Here is a 20,946-nt window from a genome sequence, read left to right as displayed (position 1 = left end):
ACATCGTCCTCGCCCCGTCGAAGGGAGCGCAACGATGCAACGCCGCGCCGGTGCGACCGGCGCGGCAATCACGATTACATGACGACGAAACGGATGGTGGCACCGGTCGGCTTCAGCGCGTCGGTGACGCGCTGTTCGTCGGCCTTGTCGCCGATGAACAGGACAATCACGTCCTTGAACGAACCGGGCTTGGCATCCTTGAATGCCGCCACGACCAGATCGGCGGTCTTGGTGGAGTCCGGGCCACCGAAGGCCAGCAGGTTGCCCGGCAATACGCCGCGCGCCACGGTGTCCTGCACGCTCTGCAACTGGCGATCGTTCTGTGCCTTGGCTTCGTCGGTGGTGCCTGCGGTCACCATGTAGGCATACGGCTGGTTGGCACTCATGCCCTGCATGTTCTTCTGAACAATCTGGCCGAGGTAGTTGTTCCAACCCTTCGAATCGGCCGGATCGGTCGGCTTGGGCGCCTGCTGCGCCGCCTGCTGGCCGTCTTGCTGGTCATCTCCGTGTTTGCCGCAGGCGCTCAGGGCCAGCGTGGCGGTCAGAGCAATGGCAGCGATGAGAACGAACTTACGCATGGTTATCACCTTCGGTTTCGGGTTGTTTGTTGGAGCCGGGACGGCTTTTCTGCCAGCGCTGCCGCATGGCCTGTTGCACCGCCGGATGCACGAAACCCGAGATGTCGCCACCAAGGCGGCCGATCTCGCGCACCAGCGAGGAGGAAATGAAACTGTATTGCTCTGCCGGGGTCAGAAACAGCGTCTCCGCCTGCGGAATCAGATGCCGGTTCATGCTGGCCAGCTGAAACTCGTATTCGAAATCCGACACCGCGCGCAGACCGCGAATGATCACCCCTGCACCGATGTCCTCGACAAAGGTGGCCAGCAGGCAATCGAAGCCGCGCACTTCCACGTTCGGCAGGTCGGCCAGCGCCATGCGCGCCAGGGTGATCCGTTCGCCAATGCTGAAGCCGGGCCCCTTGCTCGAACTGTCGGCCACTGCCACCACCACCCGGTCGAACAGCGGCGCGGCGCGCGTCACCAGGTCGGTGTGACCATTGGTGATCGGATCGAAGGTGCCCGGATAGACGGCCAGGCGCGGGTTGCCCAAAGGTTTTCTCACAAGGCGAAAGCGGCAGTGGATGTGCCCCTAGCTTAACGGAAGCGAGCGCCGATAGAGCGCAAAACGCACCTCGCCAGCATGGCCTTCGCGATGCAACTGCCAGTTTGCCGGCAGTACCGGCACCTCGGCACGCGGCGACTCCACGTAAATCCATGCCTGTGCGGCCAGCCAGCCGCCCTGTTCCAGTTGCTGCGCCAGCACCGACCACAACTCCAGCGCGAACGGTGGGTCGAGAAATACCAGATCCTGCAGTTGCGGCGCGCCCTGCAGAAACTGGCCTGCATCCGATACCGCCACCTGGCCGCCGGTGGTCTTCAGTCGCACCAGGTTGTCGCGCAGCACCTGCGCCGCACGCGCATCGCGCTCGACAAACCGCACGCCTGCCGCCCCGCGCGACAGCGCCTCGATGCCGAGCGCGCCGGTACCGGCGCACAGATCCAGGCAGCGCGCGCCATCCATCACCGGGGCCAGCCAGTTGAACAGCGTCTCGCGCACCCGCTCGGCGGTAGGCCGCAGGCCCGGCAGCTCCGGCACGTTGAGCCGCGAATTGCGCAGGCTGCCACCGATGATGCGAATGCGCCCGGGCGCCGCGCTGCGACCGCCGTTCACGGCGCGGCACCCTCAGCGGCCAGACCCTCAGCGGGCAGTACAGGTTGGAGTGTTAGCATGCCGCCCATTGTCTTTGAATCACGGCCGCAATGCTCAAGTTCTGGAAGAAGAAGCCTGTTGAAGCGGGGCCCGCCGAACCGGCTCCGGGGCAATCCGCTGCCAAGGTGCCAGCCAGCGCTGCCGTACCGGAAAGCAGCGATCCGTCGCTGCATGAGGCGTTGGCGGAAATTCCCGCGCCGCTGGAGACGCAGCCCGACACCGAGCGCTTCGCCGCGCCGGTCATCGAATCCGCAGCCACCGCAGAAGCACCCGCAACCAAACGTGGCTGGCGCGAACGGCTGTCCGGCAACGCCTTCGCGCGCAGCCTCAGCTCGTTGTTCGTGCGCCATCCCAAACTCGACGACGATCTGCTCGACGAACTGGAAACCACTCTGATCACCGCCGACGTCGGCGTCGAGGCCAGCACCGAATTGGTCGACAGCCTGCGCAAGCGCATGCACAAGCGCGAATTCGCCGATGCTCCCGCTTTGCTGGCTGCGTTGCGCCAGGCGCTGATCGCCCTGCTCAGGCCGGTCGAGCAGCCGCTGGATGTGCGCGGCAGGCTGCCGTTCGTGGTGCTCGTCGTCGGCATCAACGGCGCGGGCAAGACCACCACCATCGGCAAGCTGGCCCGTCGCTGGCGTGACGAGCGCCACGCGGTGATGCTGGCCGCCGGCGACACCTTCCGCGCTGCCGCGGTCGAGCAGCTCAAGACCTGGGGCGAGCGCAACCAGGTGCCGGTGATCTCGCAGGGTCAGGATGCCGACGCCGCCAGCGTGATCTTCGACGCGCTGCAGGCGGCGCGCTCGCGCGGCATCGACGTGCTGATCGCCGACACTGCTGGTCGCCTGCATACCCAGGGCGGCCTGATGGACGAACTGGGCAAGATCGCCCGCGTGCTGAAGAAGATCGACGACGCCGCACCACATGAAGTGCTGATGGTGATCGACGGCACCACCGGCCAGAACGCGGTCAACCAGGTGCGCCAGTTCCGCCAGATCGTCGGCGTCACCGGCCTGGTCGTGACCAAGCTCGACGGCACCGCCAAAGGCGGCGTGGTGTTTGCGCTGGCACGCGAATTCGGCCTGCCGATCCGTTACGTGGGGCTGGGCGAGACCGCCACGGACTTGCGCGTGTTCGAGGCCGAGGCATTTGTCGATGGCCTGCTGCCCGCCAGCCTCGGTGGCGATGGGCATGACCATGACTGAACCGCGACGGCGAGGCTGAGCCGATGTCGCGCCGACTGCGGCTGACCCTGCTGATACTTGGCGGCTTCGCGTTGGCCGTCGTGCTGGCCGCGGTGATAGCCGTCTATCTGCTGCTGCAGCCCGAGCGCTTCACCCGAATGCTGCAGACCCAGGCGCGCTCAGCCGGGCTGGAGCTGAACCTGGCAAGCCCGGCCAGCCCGACATTGTTCCCGCGGCCGGCGCTGGATCTGAACGGCATCACACTCAATGCGGAAGGTGCCAACGTGCCGATCCTGCTGGCTGCGCGTGGCCAACTGGCACTGCCATGGCACACGCTGTTCGGCGGCCCGACGGTCATTTCGCAGTTGCAGATCGAATCGCCGCGGGTCGACCTGGACGCATTACAGGAATGGCTGAGCGCCTTGCCCGCACAACCTGCCGGCACGCCGCCGAACATCCCGCGTATCGACACCGGCGTCAGCATCACTCGCGGCAGCGTGGTGCGCGGCAACGAAGTGCTGCTCAACAACGTCTCGCTCGAGGCCGGCAGCCTGATCTCGGGCCAGCCTTTTCCGCTGAGCCTGTCCGCTACCACGGCGGCCGGCACGCCGCTGCAAGTGCGGCTGTCTGCCACTCCGCGCATCGAGGGCAATGCGCTGCAACTGGACAACGTCACCCTGCATCTTTCGCAAGGCAGCGCGATGACGCTTGCGCTCACCGGCAGCGCACACTGGCATGGCACAGCCGATGCCGCCGCCAGCCTTGCCGGCAAGCTCGATCAGGCCAGCGCCGGCCAATACGACATCTCGCTGACGCTGACCCCGGCCAATCAGGGCAACCCGCTGTTGCTCGCATTGAAACTCGACGGCCCCGACAACCACGCCGACCTGCGCCTGCCGCCGCTGACCCTGGCACATTGGTGGAGCCAGCTTGGCGACGAGCAGGCTCCGCAGCTGACCATGCCGCCCATCAGCGGCCATGCGGAAATCGCGAAAATCGAAACCGGCAGCATCAGCATCGAGGGGCTCACCGTGCAGGCCGGCGACGACGTGCCTGCAGCCGCCAGCACCGTCGCAGTACCAGCGAAACCCGCCGCCAGCAAACAGCCATCCAAACAAAAGTGACAGTTCATCCCCAGACAACCGCATGCCATCAAGTCATCGCTCACTACTTGGATCAAGCTCGAGGCGAACGGCTGATGTGCAGCATCTCGTCAAGATTCATTGCCTCGGAGAATCCGTGAGCGCACCGTTGGTCACCCGCCTGCTGCCCTGGTTCGACCAGCACGGCCGCAAGGATCTGCCGTGGCAGCACCCGCGCGACGCCTATCGCGTGTGGCTATCCGAAGTGATGCTGCAGCAGACCCAGGTCGCCACCGTCATCGGTTACTTCAAGCGTTTCATCCACGCGCTGCCGACCCTGCGCGACCTCGCCGCCGCCGATGAGGACACCGTGCTGGCGCTGTGGTCCGGGCTCGGCTACTACCGCCGCGCGCGCTTCCTGCATCGCGCCGCACAGATCTGCGTCGAGCAACATGGCGGCGAACTGCCGCGTGACTTCGATGCACTGCGTGCCCTACCCGGCATCGGCCGCTCCACCGCCGGCGCGATCCTGGCCCAGGCACATGGCCTGCGCTTCGCGATCCTCGACGGCAACGTCAAGCGCGTGCTCACCCGCTACCACGGCATCCACGGTCATCCCGGCGAAAGCGCGGTGGAAAGACAGCTATGGCTGCACGCCGAAGCCCACACGCCGGTTACCCGCGTCGCTGACTACACCCAGGCGATCATGGATCTGGGCGCTACCCTTTGCGTACGCTCGCGTCCGCGCTGCGGGGACTGCCCGCTGGCCGGCGACTGCATCGCGTACCGCGACGACCTCACCGCGCAACTGCCCAGCCGCAAACCCGGCAAATCCATTCCCACCCGCGCCACCGTGATGCTGATCCTGCGCGACAGCCAGGGCCGCGTGCTGCTGGAACGACGCGGCCCGCAAGGCGTGTGGTCGGGCCTGTGGAGCCTGCCCGAAGCCACCGACCCCGATGGTGCGTGGCGCATCGCGCAGCAGCACGCGCAGATCGACGACGTGCAAACCCTCACCCCGTTCACCCACGTGTTCAGCCATTACAGGCTGGACATCGAGCCGTTGCTGTTCGACCGCGCGACAGCACAACGCGGTATCGCCGATAATCCGCAGTTGCGCTGGTGCAGCGCCAGCGAACTGGGCGCACTCGGCCTGCCCGCACCCGTGCGTGCGTTGTTGCTGCAGATCAACGACGCCAGCTGAGCGCATGCGGCAAGCTCCACACTTCACCCCGGCCACGCCCGACCGGCACAGCCGACAAGGAACCAGACCATGAGCCGCACCATCCATTGCGCCAAGCTCGGCATCGACGCCGAAGGCCTCGACTTCGCCCCTTGGCCCGGCCCGCTCGGCCAGCGCATCTACGCCGAGATCTCCAAGCCTGCATGGCAGCAGTGGCTGGCCCACCAGACCACGTTGATCAACGAATACCGGCTCAACCCGCTCGACCCGAAGTCACGCAAATACCTCGGCGAACAGATGGAGAAATTCCTGTTCGGCGGCGACTTCGCCCAGGCCACCGGCTTCACCCCGCCCGACCACGAGTCTTGACGAAACGCCGTGCATTCGGTCTAATGCGCGGCTCCACGCAACATCGGCAACCCTCGCGGTTGTTCAAGTTTTGGCCGGGTAGCTCAGTTGGTAGAGCAGGGGATTGAAAATCCCCGTGTCGGCGGTTCGATTCCGTCCCCGGCCACCATGTACAGCAACGCCTTAGCCCACTTTCGCGAGTGGGCTTTTTCGTTTCAGGACATGGCCAAGGCGCGGGTAAACTCGAGGTTGTTCGGGTGAATCGGTTTCCCCCCCCGGAAAGTGCCAACAGCGCACTTGATGCTTTTCCACATCCCCTTCCAGGTTCATCGCAGGGGCCACGATGGCGTAACCCGATAGTCGGATGATTCGACGCTCATTGTGTCTGCCGCAAAGCCCATGCTGCGGGACATACCCGGGTGAAATGACGTCATGGCGCACGACACGTTTTAGCCGCCGCCAAGAGTGCTACATTCAGCCCGCAACCATCAACAACGAAGGGGATACCTGTATGAGTCGCAAAGGATTCGCCGTTCGATCGGCGTTGCTCGTGGGGCTGGTGACCATCACGCTCGCTGGACCTGTCCTGGCGCAGCAGCAAACGAACGCAGGACTTGGCAGCGCCTGGCCCACCGATACGCAAGATGTGAGTCGCATGCCTGGTTACCACGTCTATACGTGGATGAAGTCAGGCGTGAAATACATCCAGGTCAATGACTACTCGGGCAATGTCCTGGTGGCCGTGGCCACAGCGGAGGGCGTGTTCCTGCCGCTGCCGATGGGCAGCGATGCGAAGAACCTTCGAACACCCGAGGATGCCTCCCCCGACTCGACGACGGGCGCCGCGGTCTATCAGGACGATTCGGTGCAGGTTACGGCCGCCCCCCAAAGCGACGGCGCGATGATTTTTCTGGCAGCACCGACCTGCACCAATCCGATCGAGTGCAGCGTGCACATCAACGGAAATTGAAGAGTTCCGGGGTGGTGTGTTCGATCAGCACCACCCGTTCCAGCGAATCGGCCTGGTCGTCGTAGACCATCATGCTGATGCATTTGCCGTGCGCGGTGGTGCGCACTTTGACCGTGCCGTCGTAGAGTTCGGCACGGTCCTTGATGGCGTCCAAGCCGAGGCCGGTTGCGGCCAGACGGTGGAGCAAGGGGCCACCATGCACGCGTAATCCCGGATCCTCCGAAAAGAGCGCATCGATCCGGACGACGACCCAACGCCGCCCTGCATGCTGGCCACTGCGCAAGTGCACCGTGAGATCGCTCACGCTGTGGGCACCGCACAAGTGGGCGATTCCCTCGCACGCCAGACGGTGAAGCGCGAGTTGCATGGCGTGGGACAACTGGTCGATCCCGCCCCGCGCCAGGCACCAATAACCGATGCGATGGCTGTCCAGGGCGCGGGCAATGCCGCCACGACGCAGCGCGGCGACCAGGCCATGCTCACGCAGGGTCACCGGATTCAGGCCATCCGCCAACTGGAACAACTGTTCCCGGGTAACCGTGGTGCGGCGCCGAAGCTCACGTGGATCCACCATCGGCCGAACCTGCCGCAGGCGTTCGAACATCAGTTCTTCGGTCGCGTGAATGGTTTCACTGATCAGCTCGATCCCCAGCGAAGTTTGGCGCAGCTGCGCCTCGCACTGCGCCTGGATGCGGCGAGCCAGGTCGAGGGACTTGCCAGCGCTTTCGCTCCCCCGTCCCTTCTGCTGATGCAGCAGGGCAATCCGGCTTCCAAACAGCAGCATCGAGGTAGTGGCGAATGCCACAAACACTTCCGCCTGCAACGTCGACGTGTCGTAGAGCTCCGGCATCGTCAAGACCACCGCGATGCTGGCGACCGTGCCACCGACGGCGGCGCCATGCCAACCGTGGCGGAGGGCAAGCCAGATGACCGGCAAGAACATCAGCATGCGCGCGACCTGTCGGGATCCGTCGCCGGATGCCTCCAGCCCGATCCATACGAGCAGTGCCAGCGCAGGAACCACGAACGCCGCCACTTCGATCGCCAGGCGCTCGCCCAACGCATGCTCGACGGCCAAACGCCACGACGCGGCCCGTTTTACCCTGCCCTCCCACACCATCAGTACGAGGGGTACCAGCGTCAGGATGCCCAGGTAGTTGCCAATGAAATACTGTGCTGCCGCAACGCCGTAGTCGATCGGCGGGAAATTGGAGGAAGTCTTTGCCACCGAGAGGGCGGCCAGAATCACAAGCGACCACAGCCCGGAAACCGCCAGCGTGCACACCAGCACAGCGCCCATGCGCACCGGGCCGTGGGCCGGGATCATGTTCAGGCGGTCGCGGCAGGCCCTGACCAGGGGCATGGCAAGGGCGATGGGAGGCACCAGCATGACGCTGGACCAAACCCAGCCGAAAGCTTCAAGGCATGAGAGACTGACGTACGCCACCGGGCCCATTTCGCCGACCACCAGCGCTGGCCAGTAGCGGTAGGGCACCAACAACAGCACGGACAGGCGGTAGCCGGCGAGCAATACCCAGTGCGACCACGACACTTGCCGCAGCAGCACGTACCCGAGCGCATAACCCAGGGCCACTGCGCCATGCCGCAGCCACACGTTCCATCGCGATCCATGACTCATCCGGCGACCCCCTGGCAATCAGACGTTCCTCGGCGATAACGATGGAGAGAACCCCACCCCATCCAGATCATGCCCGTGAAACCGCGTTGAAACTGCGACGTCATAGGCGAACCGGTCGGTCCCCCAAAGAACTATGCCGATAGTCCTACACCGGCGCCCCGGCTGCAATGCTCGGAACAGTCCAGGACCCTTGTCCGGTATGCAAGTTGGGTAACGGGCGCATCTGTCCCATGTTGAAGCGCCGTCGGACCGTCGTCTGTCCCCGATACAGGGACCGATCCCGACTCAAACCTCCAGCCGATCGTCCGGCCGCGCCACCAGTGCATACAGCGCCGGCATCAGGAAGATGCTGATCAACAGCCGCGTGAACAGACCGCTGACGATGACCAGGGCGAACGGCCGCTGCGTATCGGTGCCGACGCCGGTGGCCAGTGCCGCGGGCAACAGACCCAGCGCCGCCACCAGGGCGGTCATCATGATCGGGCGCAGGCGCAGGATCGCAGCTTCGCGGATGGCCTCGCTCAGGATGATGCCGCCGCGGCGTAGTTCGTTGACGTACGAGATGTAGACGACGGCGGTCTGCACCGAGACGCCAAACAAGGCCAGGAAGCCGATGCCGGAGGAAACCGAGAACGGCGTGCCGGTGAGCCACAACGCCACGATGCCGCCCACTGGCGCCGACAGCAGCACGCCCAGCACGGTGATGAACGGGAATTTGAAATTGCTGTAGAGGGTGAACAGCAGCAGGAAGATCAGCGACAAGGTCAGCGGCAGGATCACATTCAGCTGCGCGCGCGAGGCCGTGTATTCGGAGTACTCGCCGCCCCAGTCCAAACGGTAGCCCTGCGGCAGATCGACCTTCTTGTTGACCTGCGCGATGGCGTCCTCCACCGCGCCAGCCAGATCGCGCCCTTCCACCGAGAACTGCACGCCGATGTAGCGCGAATTGTCCTGGCGATAGATGAATGAGGCGCCGTTGGTTACCTGGATGTCCGCCAGTTCCTTGAGCGGAATCTGCTGCCCGGCAGGCGTGGCTACCAGGATGTTGCCGATTTCCTCGGGGTTGTCGCGATATTGCTGTTCGAGGCGTACGACGAGATCGAACTGCTTCTCGCCCTGCACCACCTGGGTAGCCACGTCGCCGCCGATCGCGGTCGTTATCAGGCCATTGATGTCGGCAACGTTCAGGCCGTAACGCGCAATCGCGGCACGGTCGATCTTGATGCTCAGGCTGGGCTGGCCGAGCTCCTTCACCAGGGTCACATCGCGGATGCCGCGTACCTTTTCCAGCACCCGCTTGATCGCCTTGCCCTTCTGTTGCAGCGTGTCCAGATCGGAGCCGAATACCTTGACCGCCAGCGCGCTCTTCAGTCCCGTCTCGGCCTCGTCCACCGCATCCTCGGCCGGCTGGGTGTAATTGAAAATGATGCCGGGAAAGGCCTGCAGTTTCTTGTTGATCGCCTCGATCAACGCGGGCTTGCTGCGATAGCTGCCGGTCCATTGCGAATACGGCTTGAGACCCACGTAGAACTCGGCATTGAAGAAGCCGGTCGAGTCGGTGCCGTCGTCGGGCCGGCCGTGTTCGGAGGCGACCGTGGTGACTTCGGGGAACGAGCGCAGTACCTCGCGCACCTTCGGCACGATCTTCGCCGACTCGTCGAACGAGATGGTGTACGGCATCGTGGCGCGCACCCACAACGCGCCCTCGTCCAGTTGCGGCATGAACTCGGCGCCAATGCGCGGGATCAGCAGCAGCGAACCTGCCAGCAGGATGGCCGAGGCAAATGTCGTTCCCCACGCATGCGCGAGACAGAAATCGAGTCCCTTGATGTAGACCGATTTGATCGCTTCGAAAATGCCGTTGCGTCGCTCGCGCACGCCCTTTCGCATCAGCCACGCGCACAACACCGGCAACAGCGTCAGCGTGACGATCAGCGAACCGACCAGCGCGAACACCATGGTGTCCGCCATCGGCCTGAACAACGTGCCGGAAGGTCCGGACAACACGTAGATCGGCAGGAAGCTGACCACGATCACCGCGACGGCGTAGAAAATCGGACGATCCACTTCCGCCGCCGCGTCGACGATGATTTCCTTGATGTTGAGCGGCGTACCCTTGCGCTCGGCGATCTGGCGGTAGATGTTTTCCACCATCACCACCGCGCCATCCACCAGGATGCCGAAATCCACCGCGCCGATGGACAGCAGATTGGCCGAGGCGTGCTGCAGATCCAGGCAGATGAACGCGAACAGCAAGGCCAGCGGAATGGTGGTGGCGACGATCAGGCCCGCACGGAAATCGTAGAGAAAGAAGATCAGGATCACGACGACCAGCAGCATGCCGCGCAGCAGATTCTGCTTGACGATCTGCGTGGTGACATCAACCAGGTCGGAGCGGTCGTAGAACGGCACCACTTTCACGTCCTTCGGCAGCACGTGATCATTGAGCTCCTTCGTCTTCGCTTCGACCCGCTGCAGGACGTCCTGGGTTTTCTCGCCCGTGCGCAGGAAGATGACCCCCTCCACCGCATCGTCCTGTTTCTCGAAGCCGAATTCGCCCAGCCGCGGAGCGATGCCGATGACCACACGGCCGACATCCTTCAGCAACACCGGGGTGCCGTCATGCACTGCCAGCACCACGTTGCCGATGTCTTCCAGCGTGCTCAGGTTGCCCAGGCCGCGCACGTAGTAGAACTGGCCGCCTTGCGAATAGAAGCCGCCACCGGCATTGCCGTTGTTCGCCGCCAGTGCGGCCTCCACCTGCGTGGCGGACAGGCCGACCGCGGCGATCTTCGCCTGATCGAGCAGTACCTGGTACTGCATGGTGCCGCCGCCGAACCCCGAATCGTCTGCCACGCCAGGAACCGATCGGTACTGTGGCTCGACGGTCCAGTCCTCGAGCGTCTTGAGCTCCATCGGCGAGCGGTCGGAGCTTTGCAGCACGTACCGATAGATCAGGCCCGAAGGCGAGGACAACGGCGATACCGACGGCGTCACGCCACTGGGCAGACTGAGGTCGCCCAGCCGGTTGAAAACTTCCTGACGAGCGAAATTGCTGTCCGTACCGTCCTGGAATGTGATGACAACGTCGGACAGCCCATACAGCGAGATGGAACGCGTATTGGTCGTCTTCGGAATGCCGTTCATGCCGAGCTCGACCGGCACGGTGATCAGCCGCTCCACTTCCTCGGCGGCATGCCCGGGCCACTGCGTCACCAGCTCGACGCTGGGCGGCGAAAGATCGGGATACGCATCCACCGGCAGGCGCTGCAGCGAACGTGTGCCGGCGCCGGTCAGGACCAGCGTCAGCAGGATGACGAGAAACGGCTGCATCAGTGACGCGGAGACGATCCGGTTCATGAGCGAGGCCGTGCGCGACGGCAACCCGGCAGGAGGCAATTGGTCGCTCATTGGCTTTGCATGAACTGCACGAAGATGCCGCCATCGACCACAATCTGGTCGCCGGCCTTGAGCCCGTCGGCAATGTCGTAGTGATCGCCGGTGCGATAGCCCAGGGTCACGTGCCGACGCGCGAAGCTGCCATCGCGCTGGATGGCATAGACGAACGGCAGGTTCTCGTCGTCACGCAGGATCGCCGACACCGGCACCAGTAGTCCCTTGCTTTGCTGGCGCGAATGAATCCGCACGCTGACGTACATCTGCTTCTTCAGGAAGTCGCCCGGGTTTTCGACGACTATCCGCGCCAGCACCGCGCGCGTGTCGGGGTTCACCAGCGCCGAGATGTTGGCTACGGTTCCAGGAAAGTTTTTCGAGGCTATGCCGGGCACCACTTCCGCCGGATCGCCGACGCTGACCGACGCCAGCTCGGAACCGGAAACCTGCGCCATCACCCAAACGCGCGACAGGTCGGCCACGGTAAAGCATGGTGTTGTGCCCGCCTGCAGCAGCTGGCCGGGCGTGATCAGTTTTTCCACCACGGTTCCGGCGATCGGTGCGCGGATGGTGCCCTCGATACGCGACACCGGCCGACCGGCGTGGATGTCGTTGATGACCTGCGGATCGACACCCAGCGAAGCGAGTGCCTGCAGGGCCGAGTCCCGGTCGGCCTCGGCGCTGGCCGCGTCGGTCTGTGCCTGCTGCTCCTCGCGCGGGGCTATGCCGTCGTGCTGGACGAGGTCCTTGTCCATATCGGCCAGCCGGCGGGCATTTTTTGCGGTGACCAGTGCCTTGCGATACGTGCTGATGGCTTGCGCAAAATCGGGCGAATCCACGATAGCCAGCGCCTGCCCTTTTCTCACCCTGTCGCCGGGCGAAACCAGCAGACGCGTCACCGGACCGGAGAACGGCGCCAGCACGCTGGTGGCCTGGTCGCTGTCGAAATCGACCACCCCGGTGGTTTCGATCGTCTTGCTGAATGTCGTCGGCGCCACGGTGTGGAGGCGGATGTGCTGTCGCTGGGCCGCCGTCATCGTCACGTTGCTGGCTGTAGTGGATGCCGGTTGCGCGTTGTCATTGCCGGCTCCCGACGAGCAACCGGCAATCAGCATGGCGCTCGCCAGCATCATGACGGTCATCGCGATGCTGACCCGACGCATAGCTGCAGGCCCCCCGAAGAGCGATCTACTTTTCATCTGCATTCCGGGTTGGAGCGGGATAGGCGGGTTCCGCGCGGTGCCACCAGCCACCGCCCAGCGCCTGGTACAGCGCCGCGGTGTCGACATAACGATTCGCCTGCGCCTGCACCAGGTTGATCCGCGCCTGCTGATAGGCCTGTTCGGCACTCAGCACCGAGAGATAACCGGCGTAGCCGTCCTTCCACTGCCGCTGGGACAGATCCAGCGTGACCTTGGCGGCATCGGCGGCGCTTGCCGCGGCCTTCAGGCCTTCGGCGTCCTGCTCGAGTGCGGCCAGCGTGTCGGCGACATTCTGGAAAGCGGTCAATACCGTGCTGCGGTATTGCGCAGCTGCTTGCACATACGCGGCTTTCGCGGCGCGCTGCTGATGAAGCAGCGTGCCGCCCTGGAATACCGGAGCGGCCACGTCCGCGCCCAGGCTCCAGAAACCGGTACCCGCCTTGAACACCTGGCCAATCGCCAGCGCCGTGCTGCCGGCATTCGCAGTCAGCAAAATATTCGGCAGCCGGTTCGCGATGGCGACGCCGACCTGGGCGCTGGCGGCGTGCATGTTCGCTTCGGCCTGGCGCACATCCGGGCGCTGCGCCACGAGTGCCGAAGGCAGGCTCAGCGGCAGATCCTGCGGCAATTGCAGGCCCGGCAGCTCGAATTTCTCGTCCGGCGCCTGGCTCGGAAACCGACCGGCCAGCACGGCCAGCAGATCGTGCTGCTGGGCCAGCTGCTTGAGCAATGGCGGCAACGTGGCAGCAACTTGTGCCAGTTGCGACTCCTGCGCGGCAACATCGAGCCGGCCGGCATAACCCTTGGCAAACTGGTAGCGCAGGACCCCAAGCATCCTGGTGTCGATATCGATCATCTGGTGCGTCGCTTCCACCTGCGCCTGCAACGACGCCTGCTGGATCGCGGCAACCACCACGTTGGCGGTCAACGTGACCTGGGTCGCGATGGCCTGGAAACGAACCGCCTGTTCCTGAGCCTTCAAAGACTCCAGGCTGCGCCGGTTCAGGCCGAACACATCGGGCACATATGAAACGCTGACCTGCGGGGTGAACAGGTTGTACAGGAACGCATTGTTGCTGGGCACGGGCGCGAGCGCGCCGGGCGGATCCTGCTGACGGCTTGCCGAAACGCCTGCCGTGACGCCGGGATAGTAAGCGCCTCGTCCCGCCAGCACATTTTCCCTGGCTACCGACAACGCCGCCTGCGCTGCCTTGAGGTCGGGATTGCTATTGAGCGACTGTTCGATCAGCGCATTCAGCGGCCCGGAATGGAACAGGGTCCACCAGTCTGCAGGGATGTCGCCACCCTTGGCGAAACGCTGGGCCTCACCACCGGCGACGTTCGCGCTGCTGGCTGTGGTCGCTGGCGGACGGGCGGTGTAATCGCTGACATCGGGGGCGGCAGGCTTCTTGAAATCGGGCCCGACGGTACAGCCGGCAAGCAGCAGCGAGGCCAGTATCGTGATGAAAGGCAGGCGGCGCGAGGACGATGGGTGAGCCGCCAACCGAACTACTCTTGCTGATTCTTGGCTCACTATTTCGGTGTTGGCAGACACATCGCCCCACGTCATGTTCATGCGAGTGCGTCTTCAGGAGAGCCGAGCAGAATGTAACAATATATCGTTACAAATGGTGGCGAAAGCCCTGCCAGAAGTCATGACCTAGAGATTGAGAAGTCCGGCTGCGCGCGCATCGACCGGATCGTGATGGGGATTCTCGTGGCTCAAGCGCGATGACTCCATGACGCGCCACCAGGTCGGCGTGCGAAACTGGAGCGCTGCATACCCCATCGACCAGATACCTCATCGACGCCATGACCACCCAGAAATACGACTTCCGCCAGTTCCAGGAAGAACTCGCCAGACTTGAACGCAAGGTAGAAAAGCAGCAGCCGGTCAAGCCGCTCGGCAAGAAGGCCGCAGCTGCCCAGCGCCTGGCGATGGCGCGCGAGGAGTTCCTGGTGCTGCGCAAACGGCACGACCTCAGCGTCGCCGACGTGGTTGCGTTCTTTCCCGAGGAAGAAGGCATTGCCTACTTGCAGCAGCTGATCGCGGCGGCACAGGCGAAGCCTCGACGTGCGCGAAAGTCATAACCCGGATTTTTTCGTCTGCAGCCGCGGCCTGAACTGCGCAGTTGCTCCCGGCAAGGCAGCAGCAATCCGGATGCCCTTGGCTATACTGGGCCGTCAGCGGCGAGTCCGCTCCGGCGAGCCGGATGTTGTGACGGGAAACGGCCCGTCATCGCCACGACCCGACCGCCTGACAGACAGGACATGGGGCAGCTTCAACGCATGGCATCGGCACGACAATTGATGGGCAGTCGCCAGTGGCGGGCGCGGGCGATGTTGTACGCCTGTGCCTTGGCCATGCTTGGCATGAACGGCTGCGCCAGGCTGGGCGGACGATCTTCGGTGGTGGTCACTCCGCCGGTATCGTCGGTGGCGCCTGCTGAAATGCCCCGCGAGCGCTCGCTGGCCACGATCGTCAACAACGAACTTCAGCTCGGCCACTACAGCGAGGGCGAAAAAGCCTTGCGGTGGTATTTGAAGCAGCATCCGGGCGACCGCGCGGCACAGGCCATGTTGCGGCAGCTCACTGCCGATCCCCGGCAGATGCTTGGCGATCGATGGCGCCCGCACGTCGTGCAATCGGGCGACTCTTACAGCACCCTGGCCACCCGCTATCTCGGCGACCCGAACCTGTTCCTGATCCTGGCCCGCTACAACAACTCGAGCAACCCTTCGATGCTGCGTGCGGGCGAAACGCTGCACATGCCGGCGTCCGCGAAAGGCACATCGTCGGCGCCGGAGACTCCGCCCGCCGTTCCCGGCGACGACGATCGCGGCGCCATCGCAGCCGCCCCCCAGGCCATCGCCACGCCAGCTACCGAACTACCGGCAGCGAAGGCGCGCCGGCTGCAGAACGAAAGCGTGGCCCTGCTCGATCAGGGCCACAAGGATCAAGCGCTCGCGCGCCTCGGCGAAGCACTGGCCATCGAGCCGCGGCTGAAGCCGGTCGATACCAAGGCAACAACCTTGCGCACCCAGTTGCTGGGCTCGTACCACGAGCGCGCGATTGTGCTGTACCGCGACCAGCAGCTGGAGCAGGCCATCGCCCTGTGGAATCGCGTGCTGGCGATCGATCCGGGTTACGAGCCGGCCATCGCCTATCGCGCGCGGGCACGCGAACTCCAGCATCGCCTCAAGCAGTACTGACTCACCTACGCGGGAATGCCTCGCGCAAAACGCCCAGGTCCCTAGGGACCCTCTTCGCCTTCAGTCGCAGACAGGATGCGTGTCGGTCGCGTGATGTCTTCAGTGGCGACCGCTGGCCTGGGTTTTCCGGATCGATGCTGACGGGTTTGCAGTGCACCGTTCATCAGGTTGAAGGTGGCGAACAATCGGCCAAATTCATCCCGGCGAACCAGCCGGATGCGGTGGCGGAAGTCACCACGCGCCACCCGCAACAGCGCCTCGCCAAGCAGATCCAGCATGGCGAGCGGCCGGCGGAACAGCCAGTAAGCCGCGCCGACGACTGCCGCCAGGGTCAGCACCAAGACGATGACGATCACGGACAGTGTGGTTCTTTGCGCCGCGAGCAACGCGGCGTTGCTGACCCCGAGGCGCAGTTCGCCCACCGTCTTCGTCTGGTAGCGGATGGGCACGTCGAACAGCAGCATCTCGCCCTGGTTCCTGTCGTCCGGGATCCGCCCGAGATAGCTCTGGATATCATCCGACCGCGGCAGGTAGTGCTGCCCGGCCGGTGTGAGCAGCCTGCCACCGATTTCCTCCTGCCGAGTGCTCGCGATGATGGCGCCATGGCGATCGGCGACCGCCAGATAATGAATCTGCTGATTGCGCGAAATATCCTTGATCAGGGCGCGGGTGGCGGCGTCATCGCCGAGCAGCAGGTTCTCGGCCGATTCACCGGCGACCATGCGCCCCATCGAGCTGCCGAAGTCCAGCGCCAGACCGGTCACGGCGGCGCTCTGCTTGGCATAGATCGCGGCCAGTCCCAGCACCAGCACCAGGCTCAGGATCGCGCCCAGGCTACCGGCCCAGCGCAGCCGCAATGAAATGATGCGGGTGGCCAGCGGCTCTTCACGCTCGCGTTCGTATTCGCGGGCGGCCAGACGCAGGTCGTCGATGACCTCCGCGCCACGCTGGTAGCGCGACTCCGCCGTAGGTGCCAGCAAGGCACGCACGATGCTGATCAGCACCGATGGTGTCGCCGGATCGCGCGGCCGGATCGGCGGGCGCGGCGAGCGCAGGCGCTTCCTGATCAGCTGCTGCACATTTCCGAATTCCGGCCACGGCAACTTGCCGGTGACCAGCCAGTACAGCACCACGCCCAGCGAGAACAGGTCGCTGCGCGCGTCGCTCGGCTCGCCACGCAGGCGTTCGATCGCCATGTAGGCCGGGGTGCCACCTGTTTCCGCAGGCAGGCCGCCGGCATCACGGTGCGACCCGCGATGTTCGGCGATGCCGAAATCGCTGATCTTGGCGTAGCTCCAGCCATCGGCCAGCATGATGTTCTCGGGCTTGATGTCGTGGTGGACCACGCCGTTGGCATGCGCATAGTCGAGTGCGGCGGCCAGCTGGCCGACCAGGTCGATGATCGCCGGCAGGGGCGGAAAGCCCTCGCGGCTGACCCGGCTGGCAAGCGTCTCGCCCGAGAGGCGCTCCATCGCGATATACGAGCGGCCATCGTCGGTCTCGCCGACATCGAAGATCGTGACGATGTGCGGGTGGGTCAAATGACCTGCCGCACGTGCCTCGATCAGGAAGCGTCGGCGATAGGCAGGATCGGCCGCGATCTCCCCGTGCAGGCATTTGATCGCCACCTTGCGCTCGATGCCCGGGTCGAAACCGGCGTAGACGACGGCCATCGCACCTTCGCCAAGGACACCCTCGATGCGGTAGCGGCCGACTGTCGAAGGGATGGCGCTCTCGCTCACAGCGACCCTAGGAACCACCACATGACGACACCCAAGGCTGCCAGCAACAGGCTCGCGATGGCGATCCGGCGCCTGGATACGGGCCATGGCAGATCATGCTCACGGGTCAGGAACACGAACTCGGCCTGACCCAGCCGTATGTGATCGCCATGCCGCAACATCGCTTCATGGATGCGCTTGTCGTTCACGAATGTGCCGTTGGTGGACAGCGTGTTCATGATGGCGCAGTGACCGTGCTGGTTCGTGATCCAGGCATGGCAGCCCGACACACTCTGGTCCTCGACGACGATCTCGTTGTCGATCCGACGGCCGATGGCCTGCCGGCCTGGACGAAGGACAAAGCGGCGACCCACGATGCCGGGGCTGCTGCCTTCCAGAACCGGCTCGTGCATGCTGATCCGGCCATCCGACCCGTCCGCGGCATCACTGGCGTACTGCCGCAATGCCTCGGTGGAAAAAAACCGGGTTCCCTGCGGTCCTGAAGACCGTTCACCGGGCAGGCGAGACGGTGATTGACCACGATTGCTCATTGAAATCTCGGACCTCCAGACCAGTGGCGCACTATATCCAACTACTCATGGGCGGGAATGTGGCAACACGGGACGCCAGCCATTGAACCACCCTGCGTTCAGGTTGCATTGTCGCCTGAGCGGCCCCCCGGACGCACTCCCGCATGGCAGGGATTGTCATCACCGCAGCGTGCTGTTCCGGTGACGACCGTCCAACCACCCGGCGACTCGGCGCGGATCGCCGCGCGTGGCTGGCATGGGTAACGCATGCTCCGTCTGCGCATCTTGACTTCGATATTTATTTCCGTAATTCTGGAAATATGAAATCAAATGACGCCCTCGCCTGCCTCAACGCGCTCGCCCAGGAGCACCGCCTGAACCTGTATCGCCTGTTGGTCCAGGCGGGTGAGGATGGTCTTGCGGTGGGCGAGCTGGCCGCGGCAACCGGCTTGGCGGGGGCGACGCTGACCAACCACCTGCACATCCTGCGTCGGGCCGGCATGGTCACCGACGAGCGGCGCGGACGGGTGATCCAGTGCCGCGCGAACTATCCGCAAATGAACGATCTGCTCGGCTTCCTCAGCGAGAACTGTTGCGCAGGGTCGGCCACCGCCGGCTGCGCGCCCACCACTGCCTGCCTGCCGGCAAGGAGCAAACGATGAAACGCTTCCATGTCCACGTGAACGTCGACCAGCTCGACCGCAGCATCACTTTCTACACCACGCTGTTCGGCACAGCGCCGACCGTAGTCAAGCCCGACTACGCGAAGTGGATGCTGGACGATCCGCGGGTCAATTTCGCGATCTCGCAGCGCGGCCGCCAGACGGGCGTGGATCATCTGGGCATGCAGGCGGAGGATGACGCCGAACTTGCCGCGATCGGCACACGCTTGCAGGCCGCCGACGCCGTCGCGCTGGCGGAAAAAGGCACGACCTGCTGCTACGCGCGTTCGGACAAGTTCTGGGCCGAGGATCCGCAGGGCGTGCGCTGGGAAACGTTCCGCACCCACGGCGAAGCGACGACCTATACGTCCGCATCGAGCGAATCCGTGGCAGCCTGTTGCGGCCCGACCACCCGCAGTGAGCCAGCCGCCTCGTGCGGGCCGAACACGGGGTGCTGCTGAGCCATGTCGACCCAACCGTACAACGTGCTGTTCCTGTGCACCGGCAATTCCGCCCGCAGCGTGATGGCCGAGGCCATGCTCAACGTGCTCGGCGCAGGCCGCTTCCGTGCGTACAGCGCCGGCAGTTTTCCCAGCGGCAAGGTGCAACCGATCGCCGCCGAACTGGCCCAGGCATTCGGCTACAACGAGCCGCTGCGCAGCAAGAGCTGGGATGAGTTCGCGCAGGCCGACTCGCCCGGCATCGACATGGTGATCACCGTCTGCGACAACGCCGCCGGGGAGGTCTGTCCGATCTGGCCCGGCCAGCCGGTGACCGCGCACTGGGGCGTACCCGATCCGGCATCGGTCAGCGGCAGCGAGGACGAACGCCGGCGCGCGTTCCAGTCGGCGTGGATGATGCTGCGTCGGCGCATCGACCTGCTGCTGGCGTTGCCGCTGGACAAGCTGGACCGCATCGCGACGCAACAGGAACTGCGTGACATCGCCCGGACGGCCAGCGCCCATGAGCACTGAACCCGACGCCGCCGCACCGCCGCGGATCGGTTTCTTCGCGCACTACCTCAGCGTGTGGGTGGCGTTATGCATCGTCGCCGGCATCGCGCTCGGGCATGCGCTCCCCGCGGTATTCGAAATGCTGGCGGCCGCCGAGGTGCAGCACATCAACCTGCCGGTCGCCGCGCTGGTGTGGCTGATGATCGTGCCGATGCTGCTGAAGGTCGACTTCGCGCAGCTCGCCGGTGTGCACCATCAGGCGCGCGGCATCGGCATCACCTTGCTGGTGAACTGGGCGATCAAGCCGTTCTCGATGGCGCTGCTGGGCTGGCTGTTCATCCGGCATGTATTCGCCGCGTGGTTGCCGGTCGGGCAGCACGATGCGTATATCGCGGGGCTGATCCTGCTGGCCGCCGCGCCGTGCACGGCGATGGTGTTCGTGTGGTCGCGGCTGTGCGGCGGCGAACCGAATTTCACGCTGGCGCAAGTGGCGCTCAACGACACCATCATGGTCGTGGCGTTCGCGCCGATCGTAGCGTTGCTGCTTGGCGTGGCCTCGATCCATGTACCGTGGGGCACGCTGCTGCTGTCGGTGCTGCTGTACATCGTGGTGCCGGTGATCGCCGCGCAGCTGTGGCGCGGGTGGTTGCTGCGACGTCGCGGACAGGCTGCGCTCGATACGACGCTGCATCGCATCGACCCATGGTCGACCGCCGCCCTGCTCGCCACCCTGGTGCTGCTGTTCGGTTTCCAGGGCGAGGCGATCCTTGCGCAGCCGCTGATCATCGCCTTGCTGGCGGTGCCGATCATCATCCAAGTCTATCTCAACGCCGGTATCGCCTATGGCCTCAGCCGCTGGCTGAAGGTGCCGCATTGCGTGGCCGGCCCGGCCGCGCTGATCGGTGCCAGCAACTTCTTCGAGCTGGCGGTGGCGGCGGCCATCAGCATTTTCGGCCTGCGTTCGGGCGCCGCGCTGGCGACGGTGGTCGGTGTGCTGGTCGAGGTGCCGGTGATGCTGTCGGTGGTACGCATCGTCAACCGCACTGGACACTGGTTCGACCGAAAACCGGTGCCCGCCCCTGCAGACATCTGA

Annotated in this window: 21 protein-coding genes and 1 tRNA gene; 12 read left to right on the top strand and 10 right to left on the bottom strand. The window is 64.7% G+C overall.

The window, feature by feature from the left end; genetic code table 11:
- Positions 1–74: 74 nt before the first annotated feature.
- From EAH75_RS16445 to rsmD, 3 genes are read right to left on the bottom strand one after another with little or no spacing between them, the layout of a single operon-like run.
- Positions 75–578 carry a hypothetical protein gene (locus EAH75_RS16445; RefSeq protein WP_140806250.1) on the bottom strand — a complete coding sequence of 168 codons (504 nt, stop codon included), beginning with the start codon at positions 576–578 and terminating at the stop codon, positions 75–77.
- On the bottom strand, positions 571–1,110 hold the full coding sequence (coaD, locus tag EAH75_RS16440) for a pantetheine-phosphate adenylyltransferase (protein ID WP_140653595.1): 540 nt from the start codon (positions 1,108–1,110) through the stop codon (positions 571–573). Before coaD ends, EAH75_RS16445 begins: the two co-directional genes overlap by 8 nt.
- A gap of 39 nt (positions 1,111–1,149) precedes the next feature.
- Positions 1,150–1,731, bottom strand: coding sequence for a 16S rRNA (guanine(966)-N(2))-methyltransferase RsmD (gene rsmD / locus EAH75_RS16435; RefSeq protein ID WP_140806249.1), 582 nt, complete (start codon positions 1,729–1,731; stop codon positions 1,150–1,152).
- An 89-nt stretch (positions 1,732–1,820) separates the two neighbouring features.
- Here rsmD and ftsY point away from each other — a divergent pair, with 89 nt between their 5' ends.
- The 6 genes from ftsY (at position 1,821) to EAH75_RS16405 (ending at position 6,540) form a co-directional block, all read left to right on the top strand.
- Positions 1,821–2,978: a signal recognition particle-docking protein FtsY gene (ftsY, locus tag EAH75_RS16430; RefSeq protein ID WP_140806248.1), complete on the top strand. Its 1,158-nt coding sequence runs from the start codon at positions 1,821–1,823 to the stop codon at positions 2,976–2,978.
- A 23-nt stretch (positions 2,979–3,001) separates the two neighbouring features.
- Positions 3,002–4,081 carry an AsmA family protein gene (locus EAH75_RS16425; RefSeq protein WP_140806247.1) on the top strand — a complete coding sequence of 360 codons (1,080 nt, stop codon included), beginning with the start codon at positions 3,002–3,004 and terminating at the stop codon, positions 4,079–4,081.
- Between the two features lie 115 nt (positions 4,082–4,196).
- Positions 4,197–5,243, top strand: a complete 1,047-nt coding sequence (mutY, locus tag EAH75_RS16420; RefSeq protein ID WP_140806246.1) for an A/G-specific adenine glycosylase — start codon at positions 4,197–4,199, stop codon at positions 5,241–5,243.
- 69 nt (positions 5,244–5,312) lie between these two features.
- Entirely contained in the window at positions 5,313–5,591 is a 279-nt protein-coding gene (locus tag EAH75_RS16415) for an oxidative damage protection protein (RefSeq protein WP_140653376.1), read from the top strand.
- 72 nt (positions 5,592–5,663) lie between these two features.
- Positions 5,664–5,739 (top strand) — tRNA-Phe (locus EAH75_RS16410).
- A 342-nt stretch (positions 5,740–6,081) separates the two neighbouring features.
- Positions 6,082–6,540 carry a hypothetical protein gene (locus EAH75_RS16405; protein WP_140653374.1) on the top strand — a complete coding sequence of 153 codons (459 nt, stop codon included), beginning with the start codon at positions 6,082–6,084 and terminating at the stop codon, positions 6,538–6,540.
- Here EAH75_RS16405 and EAH75_RS16400 read toward each other — a convergent pair.
- The 4 genes from EAH75_RS16400 to EAH75_RS16385 form a co-directional block, all read right to left on the bottom strand.
- On the bottom strand, positions 6,527–8,134 hold the full coding sequence (locus EAH75_RS16400) for an MASE1 domain-containing protein (protein WP_161596314.1): 1,608 nt from the start codon (positions 8,132–8,134) through the stop codon (positions 6,527–6,529). The genes EAH75_RS16405 and EAH75_RS16400 overlap by 14 nt on opposite strands.
- 330 nt (positions 8,135–8,464) lie before the next feature.
- Positions 8,465–11,590, bottom strand: a complete 3,126-nt coding sequence (locus tag EAH75_RS16395) for an efflux RND transporter permease subunit (RefSeq protein WP_241668979.1) — start codon at positions 11,588–11,590, stop codon at positions 8,465–8,467.
- On the bottom strand, positions 11,587–12,714 hold the full coding sequence (locus tag EAH75_RS16390) for an efflux RND transporter periplasmic adaptor subunit (RefSeq protein ID WP_140653370.1): 1,128 nt from the start codon (positions 12,712–12,714) through the stop codon (positions 11,587–11,589). The genes EAH75_RS16395 and EAH75_RS16390 overlap by 4 nt, the downstream gene beginning before the upstream one ends.
- Positions 12,715–12,760: 46 nt before the next feature.
- Positions 12,761–14,248 carry an efflux transporter outer membrane subunit gene (locus tag EAH75_RS16385; RefSeq protein ID WP_428993521.1) on the bottom strand — a complete coding sequence of 496 codons (1,488 nt, stop codon included), beginning with the start codon at positions 14,246–14,248 and terminating at the stop codon, positions 12,761–12,763.
- Positions 14,249–14,586: 338 nt separating this feature from the next.
- Here EAH75_RS16385 and EAH75_RS16380 point away from each other — a divergent pair, with 338 nt between their 5' ends.
- Positions 14,587–14,865 carry a 2-hydroxyacyl-CoA dehydratase gene (locus EAH75_RS16380; RefSeq protein WP_140653368.1) on the top strand — a complete coding sequence of 93 codons (279 nt, stop codon included), beginning with the start codon at positions 14,587–14,589 and terminating at the stop codon, positions 14,863–14,865.
- A 191-nt stretch (positions 14,866–15,056) separates the two neighbouring features.
- Here EAH75_RS16380 and EAH75_RS19980 read toward each other — a convergent pair whose 3' ends face one another.
- Complete coding sequence (locus EAH75_RS19980; RefSeq protein ID WP_241668978.1) at positions 15,057–15,194, bottom strand: hypothetical protein; 138 nt, start codon at positions 15,192–15,194, stop codon at positions 15,057–15,059.
- Between the two features lie 31 nt (positions 15,195–15,225).
- Here EAH75_RS19980 and EAH75_RS16375 point away from each other — a divergent pair, with 31 nt between their 5' ends.
- Positions 15,226–15,987 carry a LysM peptidoglycan-binding domain-containing protein gene (locus tag EAH75_RS16375; protein WP_241668977.1) on the top strand — a complete coding sequence of 254 codons (762 nt, stop codon included), beginning with the start codon at positions 15,226–15,228 and terminating at the stop codon, positions 15,985–15,987.
- 41 nt (positions 15,988–16,028) lie between these two features.
- Here the strand turns inward: EAH75_RS16375 and EAH75_RS16370 are convergent, their stop codons facing one another.
- Positions 16,029–17,729: a serine/threonine-protein kinase gene (locus EAH75_RS16370; protein WP_140806242.1), complete on the bottom strand. Its 1,701-nt coding sequence runs from the start codon at positions 17,727–17,729 to the stop codon at positions 16,029–16,031.
- A complete protein-coding gene (locus tag EAH75_RS16365; protein ID WP_241668976.1) occupies positions 17,726–18,121 on the bottom strand; it encodes an FHA domain-containing protein in 396 nt (131 codons plus the stop codon). Before EAH75_RS16365 ends, EAH75_RS16370 begins: the two co-directional genes overlap by 4 nt.
- 281 nt (positions 18,122–18,402) lie before the next feature.
- On the opposite strand from EAH75_RS16365, the gene EAH75_RS16360 reads away from it, so the two are divergent.
- The 4 genes from EAH75_RS16360 to arsB are packed head-to-tail and all read left to right on the top strand — an operon-like array spanning position 18,403 to position 20,946.
- Positions 18,403–18,900 (top strand): ArsR/SmtB family transcription factor, encoded by a 498-nt coding sequence (locus EAH75_RS16360; RefSeq protein WP_241668975.1) that lies wholly within the window; start codon positions 18,403–18,405, stop codon positions 18,898–18,900.
- Complete coding sequence (locus EAH75_RS16355; protein WP_140806241.1) at positions 18,897–19,361, top strand: ArsI/CadI family heavy metal resistance metalloenzyme; 465 nt, start codon at positions 18,897–18,899, stop codon at positions 19,359–19,361. The genes EAH75_RS16360 and EAH75_RS16355 overlap by 4 nt, the downstream gene beginning before the upstream one ends.
- Positions 19,362–19,364: 3 nt before the next feature.
- On the top strand, positions 19,365–19,874 hold the full coding sequence (locus tag EAH75_RS16350; RefSeq protein ID WP_140806240.1) for an arsenate reductase ArsC: 510 nt from the start codon (positions 19,365–19,367) through the stop codon (positions 19,872–19,874).
- Positions 19,864–20,946 (top strand): ACR3 family arsenite efflux transporter, encoded by a 1,083-nt coding sequence (arsB, locus tag EAH75_RS16345; RefSeq protein WP_140806239.1) that lies wholly within the window; start codon positions 19,864–19,866, stop codon positions 20,944–20,946. The genes EAH75_RS16350 and arsB overlap by 11 nt, the downstream gene beginning before the upstream one ends.

It is taken from the genome of Rhodanobacter glycinis (genome assembly GCF_006438785.1).
Taxonomy (GTDB): domain Bacteria; phylum Pseudomonadota; class Gammaproteobacteria; order Xanthomonadales; family Rhodanobacteraceae; genus Rhodanobacter; species Rhodanobacter glycinis_A.
The sequence above is the reverse complement of the archived record's forward strand: the minus strand, read 5'-3'. Positions and strand labels throughout refer to the sequence as shown.

Coding starts and splice junctions, on each gene's coding strand:
- EAH75_RS16445 (WP_140806250.1), bottom strand. CDS start 578: ATGCGTAAGTTCGTTCTCATCGCTGCCATTGCTCTGACCGCCACGCTG.
- ftsY (WP_140806248.1), top strand. CDS start 1,821: ATGCTCAAGTTCTGGAAGAAGAAGCCTGTTGAAGCGGGGCCCGCCGAA.
- EAH75_RS16425 (WP_140806247.1), top strand. CDS start 3,002: ATGTCGCGCCGACTGCGGCTGACCCTGCTGATACTTGGCGGCTTCGCG.
- EAH75_RS16415 (WP_140653376.1), top strand. CDS start 5,313: ATGAGCCGCACCATCCATTGCGCCAAGCTCGGCATCGACGCCGAAGGC.
- EAH75_RS16405 (WP_140653374.1), top strand. CDS start 6,082: ATGAGTCGCAAAGGATTCGCCGTTCGATCGGCGTTGCTCGTGGGGCTG.
- EAH75_RS16395 (WP_241668979.1), bottom strand. CDS start 11,590: ATGAGCGACCAATTGCCTCCTGCCGGGTTGCCGTCGCGCACGGCCTCG.
- EAH75_RS16390 (WP_140653370.1), bottom strand. CDS start 12,714: ATGACCGTCATGATGCTGGCGAGCGCCATGCTGATTGCCGGTTGCTCG.
- EAH75_RS16380 (WP_140653368.1), top strand. CDS start 14,587: ATGACCACCCAGAAATACGACTTCCGCCAGTTCCAGGAAGAACTCGCC.
- EAH75_RS16375 (WP_241668977.1), top strand. CDS start 15,226: ATGCCCCGCGAGCGCTCGCTGGCCACGATCGTCAACAACGAACTTCAG.
- EAH75_RS16365 (WP_241668976.1), bottom strand. CDS start 18,121: ATGCACGAGCCGGTTCTGGAAGGCAGCAGCCCCGGCATCGTGGGTCGC.
- EAH75_RS16360 (WP_241668975.1), top strand. CDS start 18,403: ATGGCAGGGATTGTCATCACCGCAGCGTGCTGTTCCGGTGACGACCGT.
- EAH75_RS16355 (WP_140806241.1), top strand. CDS start 18,897: ATGAAACGCTTCCATGTCCACGTGAACGTCGACCAGCTCGACCGCAGC.
- EAH75_RS16350 (WP_140806240.1), top strand. CDS start 19,365: ATGTCGACCCAACCGTACAACGTGCTGTTCCTGTGCACCGGCAATTCC.
- arsB (WP_140806239.1), top strand. CDS start 19,864: ATGAGCACTGAACCCGACGCCGCCGCACCGCCGCGGATCGGTTTCTTC.